15 protein-coding genes are annotated in these 15,374 nt (G+C 56.9%); 9 read left to right on the top strand and 6 right to left on the bottom strand.

Annotated features, from left to right (window positions below; translation table 11 throughout):
• Positions 1–52: 52 nt before the first annotated feature.
• The 3 genes from ACMGG5_RS06560 to ACMGG5_RS06550 form a co-directional block, all read right to left on the bottom strand.
• Positions 53–661 (bottom strand): glutathione S-transferase, encoded by a 609-nt coding sequence (locus tag ACMGG5_RS06560; RefSeq protein ID WP_024906598.1) that lies wholly within the window; start codon positions 659–661, stop codon positions 53–55.
• A gap of 90 nt (positions 662–751) precedes the next feature.
• Positions 752–1,888 (bottom strand): HlyD family secretion protein, encoded by a 1,137-nt coding sequence (locus ACMGG5_RS06555; protein ID WP_024906599.1) that lies wholly within the window; start codon positions 1,886–1,888, stop codon positions 752–754.
• 2 nt (positions 1,889–1,890) lie between these two features.
• A complete protein-coding gene (locus tag ACMGG5_RS06550; protein ID WP_024906600.1) occupies positions 1,891–2,247 on the bottom strand; it encodes a DUF3302 domain-containing protein in 357 nt (118 codons plus the stop codon).
• Between the two features lie 657 nt (positions 2,248–2,904).
• Between ACMGG5_RS06550 and ACMGG5_RS06545 the strand changes: the two genes are divergently transcribed.
• The 9 genes from ACMGG5_RS06545 to trmL all read left to right on the top strand — a co-directional run bounded on the left by ACMGG5_RS06545 (position 2,905) and on the right by trmL (position 12,991).
• Positions 2,905–4,812: a PTS mannitol transporter subunit IICBA gene (locus ACMGG5_RS06545; protein ID WP_290094246.1), complete on the top strand. Its 1,908-nt coding sequence runs from the start codon at positions 2,905–2,907 to the stop codon at positions 4,810–4,812.
• Between the two features lie 99 nt (positions 4,813–4,911).
• Positions 4,912–6,060, top strand: coding sequence for a mannitol-1-phosphate 5-dehydrogenase (gene mtlD, locus ACMGG5_RS06540; RefSeq protein ID WP_023345214.1), 1,149 nt, complete (start codon positions 4,912–4,914; stop codon positions 6,058–6,060).
• The gene (gene mtlR / locus ACMGG5_RS06535; protein ID WP_045907898.1) at positions 6,057–6,647 is read left to right on the top strand and encodes a mannitol operon repressor MtlR; all 591 of its coding nucleotides are present in this window, start codon (positions 6,057–6,059) and stop codon (positions 6,645–6,647) included. Before mtlD ends, mtlR begins: the two co-directional genes overlap by 4 nt.
• Positions 6,648–6,705: 58 nt before the next feature.
• Positions 6,706–7,068 (top strand): YibL family ribosome-associated protein, encoded by a 363-nt coding sequence (locus tag ACMGG5_RS06530; protein ID WP_021242435.1) that lies wholly within the window; start codon positions 6,706–6,708, stop codon positions 7,066–7,068.
• A gap of 271 nt (positions 7,069–7,339) precedes the next feature.
• Positions 7,340–8,995 carry an L-lactate permease gene (gene lldP, locus ACMGG5_RS06525; protein ID WP_023309919.1) on the top strand — a complete coding sequence of 552 codons (1,656 nt, stop codon included), beginning with the start codon at positions 7,340–7,342 and terminating at the stop codon, positions 8,993–8,995.
• Positions 8,992–9,765, top strand: a complete 774-nt coding sequence (gene lldR / locus ACMGG5_RS06520; RefSeq protein WP_024906606.1) for a transcriptional regulator LldR — start codon at positions 8,992–8,994, stop codon at positions 9,763–9,765. Before lldP ends, lldR begins: the two co-directional genes overlap by 4 nt.
• The gene (lldD, locus tag ACMGG5_RS06515) at positions 9,762–10,949 is read left to right on the top strand and encodes a quinone-dependent L-lactate dehydrogenase (RefSeq protein WP_061716211.1); all 1,188 of its coding nucleotides are present in this window, start codon (positions 9,762–9,764) and stop codon (positions 10,947–10,949) included. The genes lldR and lldD overlap by 4 nt, the downstream gene beginning before the upstream one ends.
• Before the next feature lie 182 nt (positions 10,950–11,131).
• Positions 11,132–12,472 carry an MFS transporter gene (locus tag ACMGG5_RS06510; RefSeq protein ID WP_420277620.1) on the top strand — a complete coding sequence of 447 codons (1,341 nt, stop codon included), beginning with the start codon at positions 11,132–11,134 and terminating at the stop codon, positions 12,470–12,472.
• Positions 12,473–12,517: 45 nt separating this feature from the next.
• Positions 12,518–12,991, top strand: coding sequence for a tRNA (uridine(34)/cytosine(34)/5-carboxymethylaminomethyluridine(34)-2'-O)-methyltransferase TrmL (gene trmL, locus ACMGG5_RS06505; protein ID WP_109845874.1), 474 nt, complete (start codon positions 12,518–12,520; stop codon positions 12,989–12,991).
• Here the strand turns inward: trmL and cysE are convergent.
• The 3 genes from cysE to secB all read right to left on the bottom strand — a co-directional run bounded on the left by cysE (position 12,988) and on the right by secB (position 15,370).
• Entirely contained in the window at positions 12,988–13,809 is an 822-nt protein-coding gene (gene cysE / locus ACMGG5_RS06500; RefSeq protein WP_008502718.1) for a serine O-acetyltransferase, read from the bottom strand. The genes trmL and cysE overlap by 4 nt on opposite strands.
• A gap of 74 nt (positions 13,810–13,883) precedes the next feature.
• Positions 13,884–14,903, bottom strand: a complete 1,020-nt coding sequence (gene gpsA, locus ACMGG5_RS06495) for an NAD(P)H-dependent glycerol-3-phosphate dehydrogenase (protein WP_032650747.1) — start codon at positions 14,901–14,903, stop codon at positions 13,884–13,886.
• Positions 14,903–15,370, bottom strand: a complete 468-nt coding sequence (gene secB / locus ACMGG5_RS06490) for a protein-export chaperone SecB (protein ID WP_003860835.1) — start codon at positions 15,368–15,370, stop codon at positions 14,903–14,905. The genes gpsA and secB overlap by 1 nt, the downstream gene beginning before the upstream one ends.
• Positions 15,371–15,374: the final 4 nt, after the last annotated feature.

Below are 15,374 nucleotides of genomic sequence, written 5' to 3'. Positions count from 1 at the left end.
TAACATGTGGAGGGATTGTACCGCCTCCGACGCCGAAGTGTTATAACCCGCGTCAAGCCTTTGGCGGTTCGGTACGGGCAAAGCTCTCGCGGCTAAACAGCGTGTCTGCCAGTTTCACCAGCAGCGGACGGTCGACGCACCAGCCCGGGGAGACGCGGCGGAAGTTGAGATAGCCGATGGCGCAGGCGATGGCGATGGTCCCCAGGTTCAGGCTGTCGGGGTGAATCTTACCCTCCCGGATAAGCTGCTCGCACCTGTCCAGGCTGCGGCTGATTTTTTCCCGCTGGCGTAACAGTTCCGTTTCCGACTGCTGGGCGGCGGGTCTGGCCTGTTCCCGTACGGAGGTTAACGCCGCATCCATAATGCCATCGGCCAGGGCTTCGATTTGCTTCACTGCCAGCGCCGCTTTTGGGTCAGCCGGCAGCATGGCCGGGGCAACGCCCAGCAGCTCGATATACTCGGCAATTATCGGGGAATCGAACCAGTATTCGCCCTCGTCCGTCACCAGCGCCGGGACTTTCCCCAGCGGGTTGTACTGCGCAACGCCGTTTTCCGCGTTGTAGGGCTGTTCATTCACGAATTCAAATTCAATCCCCTTCTCCAGCAGGAGAATCGAGATCTTTCGCACGAAGGGACTGGTGTAGCTACCGATGAGTTTCATTGCCTGATCCTTGATGCTGCAAAAAAGTCAGTATGGATCAAGCGATGAAAAAAGGGCAGGTCTGCGTGTCGCATTCCTGCCCTGGAAGGATTAGTGATCGAGGTAGAGGTAGTGCATCCAGCTGGTCATACGGAGCAGCACTTTACGCATGACCGAGACGTGGGCGAAGTGGTCCGAATAGACCGCCACCTGGGCAAAAATACCGTCTGGCAGCGCATCGACCTCCGCATTGGGGTTCAGCTCAATGATGGCCTGCACACCATCACTACCCGGAGTGACCGTCAGCGACTGCAGCGCGCCCTGCGCCTGATAGGTCCCCCCCGGCACCACCGGCAGAATCGCGGTAAGCTTCCCGGAGAACACCTGGCCCGGCAGCGCGTTAAACACCACTTCCGCTTCATCACCCGGCTTCAGACGCAGCAGCGAGTTCTGACGGAACTGGGCCACAATCTGACGCTTCTGTTCAGGAATAAAGACCATCACCGGGCGCAAAGGCAGCGCGGCGGCATAGGTCCCCGGACGGATCAGCACCTGGGTGATGTAACCATTGCTTGGCGCGCGCACCACGGTCTGATCCAGATTGTATTTGGCTTCGGCAAGCTGGGCGCGTAAGGAGGCAATCTGCGACTGTTCACCGTTCACCATGCTGTCTAACTGGCTTTGGATCTGCACCTGTTCAGCCACGGAGCCTTTCACCAGCGCATCCTGCGCCAGATAGTTCTGCCGCGCGTTGTCGATATCGCTTTCAGAGAACGGATTCACCTTCGCCTGGCTGCCTTTCAGGTAGCGCTGATAATCTTTATAGAGGCGATCGCGTTCAGCGGAGACGCGCGTGGTATTGGCAACGGCTTCCGCCAGCTGCGCTTTCAGATTATCGATATTGTGCGTCGCGGTTACCAGGTCGGCCTGAAGTCTGTCGACGCGTGCCTGGTAGCGGCCAGGATCCAGTTTAAATAACACTTCGCCTTTTTTAATGAGCTGATTATTTTTATCGGTCACTTCGCTGACCACACCGGTCACCTGCGGCGTGATTGGAATAGAAATAACCGCTTTTTGCGCCGTAAAGGTATACGGGTGGTTATAGTTCATTAACAGAATAAGTCCGGCAACAATAAATACGCCGCCTAATGTTGCGGTGGCAAGCGTCCACTGGTTGACCGGAATTCGGAATATTTTAAAGATGGCCCAGGCAAATGCCACGTAGGTCAAAATAATCAACAGATCCATGATTAGCGCTCCAGCGTGTTCTTATCAGCAGCAGGCTTTACCGCGGCCAGCTTTTGTTCGAGTTCCGCCACGCGTTTGGCGAGCGCATCCATGCCCGGGACCTCATCAGGCTTTGTAATGTGGTTTTGCATACCCCAGCCACGATCTTCGCGGTACAGGGTGGCCCAAATCCACAGGAACGGCCAGATGGCATGGAGCGTAAACAGGCTAATCCACCCTGCCGTGTGAATTGCATCGGCATGCGGATGGTTACGCTTTTTGGCCATATTGTAAGGGATGTCATGAATGGCGATGATTCCGTAAAACAGAACCAGAAATACAAAAATCAATACGCCCAGCGCAAAATAGTTGAGAAACATATTCTCCTCACTTAAACAACGTCAACTCATTAAATTAATAAAACGGTACGCAACCTAATTAATTTTTATAAACACGGGGTTGTGTTCATTATTCCCAGGGCCGGGAAGTATGTATTTTTATAATATCTCCATGCAAGTTTATAAGCGTGTCAAAATATATCCTGAATAATAATAGACTTAACCTTACAATATGAGCGTAATCCACCTTTTAACTTTTCGCCATACCACACATGAAAAGTGGTTTTTTAGCTTATCGTGTCGTGCAATATCATCCTGGCGCTGAATCGCGAATCAGAGTTTGCCGCCGATCACAGCCGGAGAAATCCGCATAAAAATATTTTGTGAAATCAGTCACAATCCAGAAACAAACACATAAAACCAAAACGTGACAAACATCACAGAAAAGGGTGGTTTTTGCCGTATTTCTCGCCATCGTATTTTTTTTGCACACCTGTTTTGTGATTAAGATCACCTCATTGATGTCCACACCCCCTACATTTACGTGACATGTGTCACACAAATTTTCGCTGTCTGGACAGTTGAACGATTCAGTGCCAGATTTCACAGCATCAGAACAGGGTCCGGCTACCTCTGCCGCCTCATTAACAATAAACCTCGGGCCACAAGCCTAAGCGTAAACAGAAGAAGGGGTGTTTTATGTCATCCGATTTCAAGATCAAAGTTCAAAGCTTTGGTCGTTTCCTCAGCAACATGGTGATGCCAAATATCGGCGCGTTTATCGCGTGGGGTATCATCACCGCATTGTTCATTCCGACAGGGTGGTTGCCTAACGAAACGCTGGCGAAACTTGTTGGCCCAATGATTACCTATCTCCTGCCGCTGCTCATCGGTTTCACCGGGGGTCGTCTGGTGGGCGGTGACCGTGGTGGCGTCGTGGGTGCTATCACCACCATGGGTGTTATCGTCGGTGCGGATATGCCGATGTTCCTCGGGGCGATGATTGCCGGTCCTCTGGGCGGCTGGGCGATTAAGAAATTCGACGTCTGGGTTGATGGTAAGATCAAATCCGGCTTCGAAATGCTGGTGAATAACTTCTCTGCGGGCATCATCGGGATGATCCTCGCCATTCTGGCGTTCCTCGGCATCGGTCCTGCGGTTGAAGTGCTGTCTAAAATTCTGGCGGCAGGCGTTAACTTCATGGTTGCGCACGACATGCTGCCGCTGGCGTCTATCTTTGTTGAACCGGCGAAAATCCTGTTCCTGAACAACGCCATCAACCACGGCATCTTCTCGCCGCTGGGTATTCAGCAGTCTCACGATCTCGGCAAGTCTATCTTCTTCCTGATTGAAGCTAACCCGGGTCCAGGTATGGGTGTTCTGCTGGCGTATATCTTCTTTGGCCGCGGCAGCGCAAAACAGTCTGCTGGCGGTGCGGCGATCATCCACTTCCTGGGCGGTATCCACGAAATTTACTTCCCGTACGTGCTGATGAACCCACGTCTGATCCTGGCCGTTATCCTCGGCGGTATGACCGGTGTGTTCACCCTGAGCGTGCTGGGCGGTGGTCTGGTTTCTCCAGCCTCTCCGGGGTCTATCCTGGCGGTACTGGCGATGACGCCAAAAGGGGCTTACTTCGCAAACCTCGCGGCGATCTTTGCGGCAATGGCCGTCTCCTTCGTGGTCTCTTCTATCCTGCTGAAAACCAGCAAAGTGAAAGAAGATGATGACATCGAAGCCGCAACCCGTCGTATGCACGACATGAAAGCCGAATCCAAAGGCGCGACGCCACTGGCAGCCGGTGATGTCTCTAACGACCTGAGCCACGTGCGTAAAATCATCGTTGCCTGCGACGCCGGTATGGGTTCCAGCGCAATGGGTGCAGGCGTGCTGCGTAAGAAAGTGCAGGATGCGGGCCTGACCAACATCTCCGTGACCAACAGCGCCATTAACAGCCTGCCACCGGATGTTGACCTGGTTATCACGCACCGCGATCTGACCGAACGCGCCATGCGTCAGGTACCACAGGCACAGCACATTTCGCTGACCAACTTCCTCGACAGCGGCCTGTATACCAGCCTGACCGAACGTCTGGTTGCCGCGCAGCGTCACGAAGACAACGAAGTGAAAGTGCGCTCCAGCCTGCAGGACAGCTTTGACGAGAGCAACGCCCACCTGTTTAAGCTGGGTGCGGAAAACATCTTCCTCGGTCGTACCGCGGCCACCAAAGAAGAAGCGATTCGCTTTGCCGGTGAGCAGCTGGTGAAAGGCGGCTACGTTCAGCCTGAATATGTCGACGCGATGCTGGAACGCGAAAAACTGACCCCGACCTACCTGGGCGAATCCATCGCGGTGCCGCACGGTACGGTTGAAGCGAAAGATCGTGTCCTGAAAACCGGCGTCGTATTCTGTCAGTATCCGCAGGGCGTGCGCTTCGGTGAAGAAGAAGACGACATCGCCCGTCTGGTGATTGGTATCGCCGCTCGCAACAACGAGCACATTCAGGTGATTACCAGCCTGACCAACGCGCTGGATGATGAGTCCGTCATTGAGCGTCTGGCCAACACCACCAGCGTTGAAGAAGTTCTGGCTCTGCTTAACAAATAACGGTACACCTCCCTCTCCCCCGGGGAGAGGGCTAGGGTGAGGGGAAAACGTTCCTCACCCCAGCCCTCTCGGGTAAAAACATTGATGAAGGTTAACACTATGAAAGCATTACATTTTGGCGCAGGTAATATCGGTCGTGGATTTATCGGTAAACTGCTGGCAGACGCGGGCATTACCCTGACATTCGCCGATGTGAATCAGGTTGTCCTGGATGCCTTGAATGCCCGTCATAGCTATCAGGTCCATGTGGTCGGTGAAAACGAGCAGGTTGAGACGGTATCTGGCGTCAACGCGGTCAGCAGCATCGGCGACGACGTTATTGACCTTATCGCCAGCGTCGATCTGGTTACCACCGCCGTGGGTCCGGTTGTGCTTGAGCGCATCGCCCCTGCGGTCGCGAAAGGCCTCGCAAAACGTAAAGCGCAGGGTATCGATACCCCGCTGAACATCATCGCCTGTGAAAACATGGTGCGCGGCACCACGCAGCTGAAAGGCCACGTGCTCAACGCTGTGGCAGACGAAGACAAAGCCTGGGTTGAAGCGCACGTGGGTTTTGTGGATTCCGCCGTGGATCGCATCGTTCCGCCTTCCGAATCCGCGACCAACGATCCGCTGGAAGTGACCGTGGAAACCTTCAGCGAGTGGATCGTTGATAAAACCCAGTTTAAAGGCGCCCTGCCGACCATTCCGGGAATGGAATTAACCGATAACCTGATGGCATTTGTCGAACGCAAACTCTTCACGCTGAACACCGGGCATGCTATAACCGCGTACCTCGGAAAATTGGCCGGTCATCAGACCATTCGTGACGCGATCCTCGATGAGAAGATCCGCGCAGTGGTAAAAGGGGCAATGGAAGAGAGCGGCGCGGTGCTGATCAAACGCTACGGTTTTGATGCTGAGAAACACGCAGCATACATCCAGAAAATCCTCGGTCGCTTTGAAAACCCGTATCTGAAAGATGACGTTGAGCGCGTGGGCCGTCAGCCTCTGCGCAAACTGAGCGCGGGCGACCGCCTGATTAAGCCGCTGCTGGGCACGCTGGAATACGGCCTGCCGCACGCCAACCTGGTGAAAGGGATTGCCGCCGCAATGCACTACCGCAGCGAGCAGGACCCGCAGGCGCAGGAACTGGCTCAGCTGATTGATACCCAGGGCGCGCAGGCTGCGCTGGCGCAGATTTCCGGTCTGGACGCCAACAGCGACGTGGTTGTGGAGGCGGTTAACGCATACAACGCAACCAAATGATGCACAATGCGGCGCAGGTTAGCCTGCGCCCGGATAACAGATTGTCAGATATGCAGGCAATAATGGAACAAACCCAGGCCTTTGAAAATCGTGTGCTTGAGCGTCTGAATGCTGGCAAAACCGTACGAAGTTTCCTGATTGCCGCCGTCGAGCTGTTAACCGAGGCGGTGAATATCCTGGTGCTTCAGGTGTTTCGCAAAGACGACTACGCGGTAAAATATGCTGTAGAACCGTTACTGGACGGAGACGGACCGCTGGGCGATTTATCCGTGCGTCTGAAGCTGATTTATGGTCTTGGCGTGCTGAACCGACAAGAGTATGAAGATGCGGAGCTGCTAATGGCGCTGCGCGAAGAACTCAATCATGACGGTAATGAATACACCTTTACCGACGATGAAATCCTGGGGCCGTTCGGCGAGCTGCACTGCGTCACCGCGCTTCCTCCGGCACCGCAGTTTGATAACAGCGACCCTGAGCTCTACGCGATGCAAAAGCTGCGTTATCAACAGGTTGTCCGTTCCACGATGGTTCTCTCACTGACTGAGCTGATTTCCCGAATCAGCTTAAAAAAAGCGTTTCAGAAGTAAGCCTGCTCACATTGGTGTATCCTTCCCTGTAAATTCCCCGTTTTCAGAGTTATTTGTCATGAAAGAAGTCGAAAAGAACGAAATTAAACGCCTGAGCGACCGCCTGGATCTCATCCGCCACCAGATGGCGGGCCTGTCACTGGTCGAGTCCGCCGAGAAGTATGCCGAGCTTGAAAAAGAGACCGCGAAGCTGGAAGCGGAGATCGAGCGCCTGCGCGAAGTCAAAGGCCAGAAGCTGAGCAAAGAAGCGCAGAAGCTGATGAACATGCCGCACCGTCGTGCGATCACCAAAAAAGAGCAGGCCGACATGGGCAAGCTGAAGAAAAGCGTCCGTGGTCTGGTGGTGGTTCACCCGATGACCGAGCTTGGCCGCGAAATGGGCCTGAAAGAGATGACGGGCTTTTGTAAGACCGCGTTCTGATTTCATGCCGGGTGGCGCTGCGCTTACCCGGCCTACTCTTTTCCCCTTCGCGTGAATTGGTCCAACCAATAGCGCAATCAATCCTCCCCCGGTTCACAATTCCATTATTTCCGCTCACAAAACTATTGCTAGCTCATAACATCCAGTTAACCATTCATTGTCATTAACCCTACAACACAACATTGGCAGGACCACTTTTACACAGACTGTGATGCAGAGATGAGCGGAGACTCACCCGCAGCGCAGGCTGTCTGGTCCCCAGGAGACCTGCATGAGCCTCTGGCAACAAAACTACGACCCGGCCGGTAATATCTGGCTGTCGAGCCTGATCGCATCGCTTCCGATCCTGTTCTTCTTCTTTGCGCTGATTAAGCTCAAGCTGAAGGGCTACCTTGCCGCGACGTATACCGTTGCTATCGCCCTGATGGTGGCGCTGTTCTTTTACAAAATGCCGGTCGATCGCGCGCTGGCCTCCGTCGTCTACGGTTTCTTCTACGGCCTGTGGCCGATTGCGTGGATCATCATCGCCGCGGTCTTTGTCTATAAAATCTCGGTGAAAACCGGGCAGTTCGACATTATCCGCTCGTCGATTCTCTCCATCACGCCGGACCAGCGCCTGCAGATGCTGATTGTCGGCTTCTCCTTCGGGGCGTTTCTGGAAGGTGCGGCAGGCTTTGGCGCACCGGTGGCGATTACCGCCGCGCTGCTGGTGGGTCTGGGCTTTAACCCACTCTATGCTGCGGGCCTGTGCCTGATTGTGAACACCGCGCCGGTGGCGTTTGGCGCGATGGGTATTCCGATTCTGGTGGCCGGACAGGTCACCGGGCTGGACAGCTTCGAGATCGGCCAGATGGTCGGTCGCCAGTTGCCGTTCCTGACCATTATCGTCCTGTTCTGGATCATGGCGATTATGGACGGCTGGCGCGGCGTGAAGGAGACCTGGCCTGCGGTGATGGTGGCGGGCGGTTCGTTCGCTATCGCTCAGTACCTCAGTTCGAACTTCCTCGGCCCGGAGCTGCCGGACATCATCTCTTCGCTGGTCTCGCTGGTCTGCCTGACGCTGTTCCTGAAACGCTGGCAGCCGGTGCGTATTTTCCGCTTCGCCGACATGGGTGCCTCGCAGGTCGATCAAACCCTGGCCCGTACAGGCTATACCGCGGGCCAGGTGATCCGCGCCTGGTCGCCGTTCCTGTTCCTGACCGCAACGGTCACCCTGTGGAGCATCCCGCCGTTTAAAGCCCTGTTCGCGCCGGGCGGGGCGCTGTACGACATGGTGATTAATATTTCCGTGCCGTTCCTCGACAAGATGGTCGCCCGTATGCCGCCGGTGGTGCACGCCGCCACGCCGTATGCCGCGGTCTATAAATTCGACTGGTTCTCCGCTACCGGTACCGCCATCCTGTTTGCCGCTATCCTTTCCGTGGTATGGCTGCGCATGAAGCCTGCGGCCGCGGTGCAGACCTTTGCGGCGACCGTTAAAGAGCTGATGCTGCCGATTTACTCAATCGGTATGGTGCTGGCGTTCGCGTTTATCTCGAACTACTCCGGCCTGTCATCGACGCTGGCACTGGCGCTGGCCCATACCAGCCACGCCTTCACCTTCTTCTCGCCGTTCCTCGGCTGGCTGGGGGTGTTCCTGACCGGTTCCGATACCTCGTCGAACGCCCTGTTTGCCGCGCTGCAGGCAACGGCAGCCCAGCAGATTGGCGTATCGGACGTCCTGCTGGTGGCCGCGAATACCACCGGCGGCGTGACCGGGAAAATGATCTCGCCACAATCCATCGCCATTGCCTGTGCGGCGGTGGGACTGGTCGGTAAAGAGTCGGACCTGTTCCGCTTTACCGTGAAACACAGCCTGATATTCACCTGCATGGTCGGGGTGATCACCACCCTGCAGGCCTATGTCTTAACCTGGATGATCCCATGATAGTGATGCCCAGACGCCTGTCCGACGAGATTGCCTCTCGCGTGCGGGCGCTGATTGAAGAACAACAGCTTGAAGCGGGCATGAAGTTGCCCGCCGAACGCCAGCTCGCCGCCCAGCTTGGCGTGTCGCGCAATTCACTGCGCGAGGCGCTGGCGACGCTGGTCAGCGAAGGGGTGCTGGTAAGCCGTCGCGGCGGCGGCACCTTTGTACGCTGGCAGCATGACGACTGGTCCGAGCAAAACATCGTTCAGCCGCTGAAGACGCTGATGGAGAACGACCCGGACTACAGCTTCGACATCCTTGAAGCGCGTCACGCCATCGAAACCAGTACCGCCTGGCACGCGGCCATGCGGGCAACCGACGCCGACAAAGAGAAACTCATCGCCTGCTTTGAGGCCACGCAAAGCAGCGACCCGGACATCGCCTCCCAGGCGGACGTCCGTTTTCACCTGGCGATTGCCGAGGCGTCGCACAACGTGGTGCTGCTCCAGACCATGCGCGGGTTCTTCGACCTGCTGCAATCCTCCGTGAAGCAGAGCCGCCAGCGCATGTATCTGGTTCCGCCGGTGTTTGCCCAGCTGACCGAACAGCACGAGGCGGTGCTCAACGCCATTCTGGCCGGTGATGCCGAGGCCGCGCGCAAAGCGATGATGGCGCATCTCGGTTTCGTGCACACCACCATTAAACGATTCGATGAAGACCAGGCCCGACAGGCGCGTATTACCCGTCTGCCTGGCGAAAGTGATATTTCCAGGGAGAACAAAGCATGATTATTTCAGCAGCCAGTGACTATCGCGCCGCGGCGCAGCGCATTTTGCCGCCGTTCCTGTTCCACTACATCGACGGCGGGGCGTATGCCGAATACACCCTGCGCCGCAACGTGGAAGATCTGTCGGAGGTGGCTCTGCGCCAGCGCGTGCTGAAGAATATGTCTGACCTGAGCCTTGAGACAAAACTGTTCAACGAAACGCTCTCCATGCCGGTGGCGCTCGCGCCTGTAGGCTTATGCGGGATGTATGCCCGCCGTGGCGAAGTGCAGGCGGCCGCGGCGGCGGATGCCAAAGGCATTCCGTTTACCCTTTCCACCGTGTCCGTCTGCCCGATCGAAGAGGTCGCCCCGACCATCAAGCGGCCGATGTGGTTCCAGCTGTACGTCCTGCGCGATCGCGGCTTTATGCGTAACGCGCTTGAGCGCGCTAAAGCGGCGGGCTGCTCCACGCTGGTCTTTACCGTTGATATGCCGACCCCCGGCGCACGCTATCGTGATGCTCACTCCGGCATGAGCGGCCCAAATGCGTCGCTCCGCCGCTACTGGCAGGCGGTAACGCATCCACAGTGGGCGTGGGACGTCGGCCTGAACGGTCGTCCACACGATCTGGGGAACATCTCGGCCTACCTTGGCAAACCGACCGGGCTGGAGGATTACATCGGCTGGCTGGCGAACAACTTCGATCCGTCCATCTCGTGGAAAGACCTGGAGTGGATCCGCGAATTCTGGGATGGCCCGATGGTGATCAAGGGGATCCTCGACCCGGAAGATGCCCGCGATGCGGTCCGCTTTGGCGCAGACGGGATTGTGGTCTCTAACCACGGCGGACGCCAGCTTGACGGGGTGCTCTCCTCCGCCCGCGCCCTGCCAGCTATTGCCGATGCGGTGAAAGGCGATATCGCCATCCTGGCCGACAGCGGGATCCGCAACGGGCTGGACGTGGTGCGTATGATTGCGCTGGGTGCCGACAGCGTGCTGCTGGGACGCGCGTATCTGTACGCCCTGGCGACGGCCGGCCAGGCAGGCGTGGCGAATCTGCTTAACCTGATCGAAAAAGAGATGAAGGTGGCGATGACGCTGACCGGTGCGAAAACCATTAGCGAAATCAGCAGGGATTCCCTGGTGCAGGAGTTAAGCAAACTACCTGCAGCGCTGGCTCCCCTTGCTCAGGGAAACGCGGCCTGAATCCCCCCTCATTAACGCCTCTTTCTCACGCGTCCGATCTCCCCCTCGGGCGCTTTTTTATGCCGAAAATAACATCCAGATAACATATTGGATAAGAAAATTTGACATCCACCTGCCGTCCGCAATTGTATAGACAAGCAAAGACAAGAACACAAAAACAACATCACATCAGAGGGGAGCGTATGACCTATTCAGGTAAGGTGGATATTCAGCAGGTGATCGACGACAGTCGCTTTTCAGGGTTTCACTGGCTGCTCATTGTGCTGGGCTTTCTGGTTCTGGCGATCGATGGCTTTGATACGGCAGCGATGGGTTACATCGCGCCTACGCTGTCGGCAGAATGGGGGATACACAAACAGGATCTGGGGCCGGTGCTGAGCGCAGCGCTGCTGGGGCTGTCGTTGGGCGCGCTGATCGCAGGTCCGGTATCGGACCGGATGGGGCGCAAGCGGGTGCTGGTCTTTTCGTGTCTGTTCTTCGGCCTGGCAAGCCTGGGCACGGCCTGGGCGCAAAGCCTCAATACCCTGACGCTGTGGCGCTTTCTGACGGGCCTGGGGCTCGGCGCCGCCATGCCGAACGCCATTACGCTGATCTCCGAGTTTGCCCCCCAGCGCTGCCGCGCCATGGCGATTAATACCATGTACTGCGGCTTCCCTCTGGGTGCGGCGGGCGGCGGCGCGATCTCGTCCTGGCTTATCCCCCACCACGGCTGGCGAAGCGTGCTGCTGACCGGCGCGATTGCGCCGCTGATTTTAACGCTGCTGCTGGCGCTGTTTTTACCGGAGTCCGTGAAGTTTCTGGTGCAGCGCGGGAGAGACGTCATGCAGGTCCGCCGCATTGCCAGCCGGTTCGCCCGCGGCACGCTGGAGAGCGTCACGGGCTTTTTCCTGGCCGAGGAGAAAGTCGCGTCTAAAAAAGGGAGCGTGTCGCAGCTGTTTTCCATGCCCTGGCTGCCCGGCACCCTGATGCTGTGGGTGACCTATTTTATGGGGCTGGTCATCTACTACGTTCTGCTAAGCTGGATGCCGACGCTGATGCAGGGGATGGGTTATGCTCTGGCTGAATCCGCCTGGCTCACCTCGCTGTTCACCTTCGGCGGCACCGCCGGCATCCTGCTTGCAGGTTGGATGATGGACCGCTGGGAAGCGCACAGGGTGGTTGCGTGTGGTTTCGTGCTGACGATGGGCCTTATTCTTTTGCTCGGCATTGAGCATAACCATATCGCCCTGTTTGGCGGGTTGATTTTCCTGATGGGGATCGCGATGAACGGCGCGCAGTCGGGCATGCAAACCCTGGCCGCCACCTTTTACCCTACCGAGTGCCGCGCGACGGGTATCGCCTGGATGCAGGGGATCGGCCGCTTTGGCGGCGTGGCGGGTACCATGACCAGCGCGCAGCTTCTTTCGATGCAGTGGCAGGCAGACAGTATTTTAATGATCCTCAGCGTGCCCGCCCTGGTGGCCGCTGCGGCAACCGTCTACAAAATGCTGTACAGCCGCTCGCAGGAACCCGGCGTCGCGTAGTTCCTCTCTTTTCTGCTATTCTGCCCCCGCAATTAAGGGGGCAGCATGCTTAACATCGTTTTATTCGAACCAGAAATTCCGCCAAATACCGGCAATATCATCCGCCTGTGTGCCAACACCGGTTTTCGTCTGCATATCATTGAGCCGATGGGCTTTACGTGGGACGACAAACGTCTGCGTCGGGCAGGGCTGGATTATCATGAATTTACCGCCGTCGTTCGCCACCACGATTACGCCGCGTTTCTGGAAGCCGAGCAGCCGCAGCGCATGTTCGCCCTGACTACCAAAGGCACGCCAGCACATAGCGCCGTAAGCTATCAGGCAGGTGACTATCTGATGTTTGGCCCGGAAACCCGCGGCCTGCCGGCCACGATCCTGGATGCCCTGCCCGCTGAGCAGAAAATCCGTATTCCGATGATGCCGGACAGCCGCAGCATGAACCTGTCGAACGCGGTGTCGGTCGTGGTGTATGAAGCATGGCGCCAGCTGGGTTATCCGGGCGCCATTCTCAGAAGTTAAATGCCGTCACCATACTCAAACGTATGGTGAATACCGTTGAAGTGCTGATCCATGTCCATGGACGGCTTATCGCTGTCTGGTTTACCGACGATACGCGCCGGTACGCCAGCGGCGGTGGTGTGCGGTGGCACAGGCTGGAGCACCACGGAGCCTGCGCCGATCTTCGCGCCGCGCCCGACTTCGATATTGCCGAGGATTTTGGCGCCCGCGCCAATCATCACACCTTCACGAATTTTCGGATGGCGATCGCCGCTGGTTTTCCCGGTACCGCCCAGAGTAACCGACTGCAGGATCGAGACGTCATCTTCAATCACCGCCGTTTCCCCGACGACAATCCCGGTGGCGTGGTCGAGCATGATCCCACGGCCAATTTTCGCAGCCGGGTGAATATCGACCTGGAACGTCACGGAAACCTGGTTTTGCAGGAAGATCGCCAGCGCGCGGCGGCCTTCATTCCACAGCCAGTGGCCGATACGATAAGCCTGTAGAGCGTGGAAGCCTTTCAGGTACAGCAGCGGCGTAGAATATTTATCGACCGCCGGGTCACGCGTGCGCACGGCCTGGATATCACAGGCGGCAGAGGCGATCATTTCCGGGTCTGCGGCGTAAGCCTCTTCCACCACTTCACGAATGGCGATAGCAGGCATAATCGAGGACGCCAGCTTGTTGGCGAGCATATAGCTGAGCGCGCTGCCCAGGTTTTCGTGTTTGAGTAGCGTTGCGTGGTAGAAACTGGCCAGCATAGGCTCACAGTCGGCCAGCGCCCGGGCTTCGGCTTTAATATTGTTCCAGACGATATCCAGTTCTTCACACGGCATTGCTTACTCCAGACGATAGTTAATGACCAGCCAGTTCTGCGCTGGCTGGGTCATTCAGATGACAACGGTTCCGACTAGTTACTGCTGCGCTCGTCCTTGCGCGCACGACCTAATAAGGTCAATGCTGCCTCGCGCGCATTTTTTCCGCAATACAATACCTGATAAATTTCCTCGGTTATTGGCATTTCGACACCGAAACGGTGTGCCAACTCGCGGACTTCTTTGGTATTGCGGTAGCCTTCAACCACCTGACCAATTTTCTCCTGCGCGCCTTTTACATCGCTGCCCTGTCCGAGCATCATGCCAAAGCGGCGGTTACGAGACTGGTTGTCGGTACAGGTCAGCACCAGGTCGCCCAGGCCTGCCATCCCCATAAAGGTGGCCGGATCGGCACCCAGCGCTTCGCCCAGGCGGGACATTTCGGTCAGCCCGCGGGTGATCAGCGCCGTACGCGCATTGGCACCAAAACCAATGCCGTCTGACATCCCGGCGCCAATCGCAATCACGTTCTTCACCGCCCCGCCCAGCTGCACGCCGATAAAATCGGGGTTGCTGTAGACGCGGAAGCTCTTGCCGCAGTGCAGCAACTGTTGAAGATCGTCGGAGAAGGCCTGGTCGGTGGAAGCCAGCGAAATCGCCGTCGGCAGGCCAGCGGCCAGCTCTTTGGCAAAGGTCGGGCCGGAGATGACCGCCAGCGGGATCTCATCACCCAGCGCTTCGCGGGCAACGTCCTGCAGCAGGCGTCCGGTTTCGGCCTCCAGTCCTTTTGTCGCCCAGACAATGCGCGCATCCGGGCGCATCAGCGGCTTAATCTGACGCAGTACGTCGCCAAATACATGGCTCGGAACCACAATCAGAATGTTGCGGCTGGCCGCCAGCGCGGTCGCAAGGTCGCTTTCAAGGTGCAGGGAGTCAGGGAACGGAACGTCCGGGAGAAACGCGACGTTGCAACGATCGCGCTGCAGCGTAGCGATATGTTTTGGGTCGTGGCCCCACAGGACCACGTCGTGACCATTTCTTGCCAGCGTGATAGCAAGAGCGGTGCCGTATGAACCGGCACCGATCACAGTCATTGACGCATTAACAGTGCTCATCAGGCATCCTGATGTTGTTCAGCACCTTCGCCAGCCTGCTGCTGCAGATAGTTCATGAACAGCGCATCAAAGTTAACTGGCGCAAGGTTCAGTTGCGGGAATGTACCGCGAGAAACCAGGCTGGTGATGCATTCACGCGCATACGGGAACAGAATGTTCGGGCAGTACGCACCCAGGCAATGCGCCATCTGGTTGCCTTCGATACCGCCGATAGAGAAGATGCCGCCCTGCTGTACTTCACACAGGAATGCAGTTTCTTCGCCAAGAGACGCGGTAACGGTCACACGCAGCACGACTTCATACACGTCATCTGCCAGTTGGGTAGATGCGGTATCCAGATCAAGTTTAACCTCTGGCTGCCAATCTTTCTGGAAAACGTGTGGCGCATTTGGCGCTTCGAAAGAGACATCCTTGGTGTAGATACGCTGGATCTGGAAAGTCATTTCGGTGTTGTTTTGTTCTGACATGGAA

Origin of the sequence: Enterobacter sp. BNK-34, assembly GCF_048684445.1 — a bacterium.
GTDB classification, from domain to species: domain Bacteria; phylum Pseudomonadota; class Gammaproteobacteria; order Enterobacterales; family Enterobacteriaceae; genus Enterobacter; species Enterobacter pseudoroggenkampii.
The sequence above is the reverse complement of the archived record's forward strand: the minus strand, read 5'-3'. Positions and strand labels throughout refer to the sequence as shown.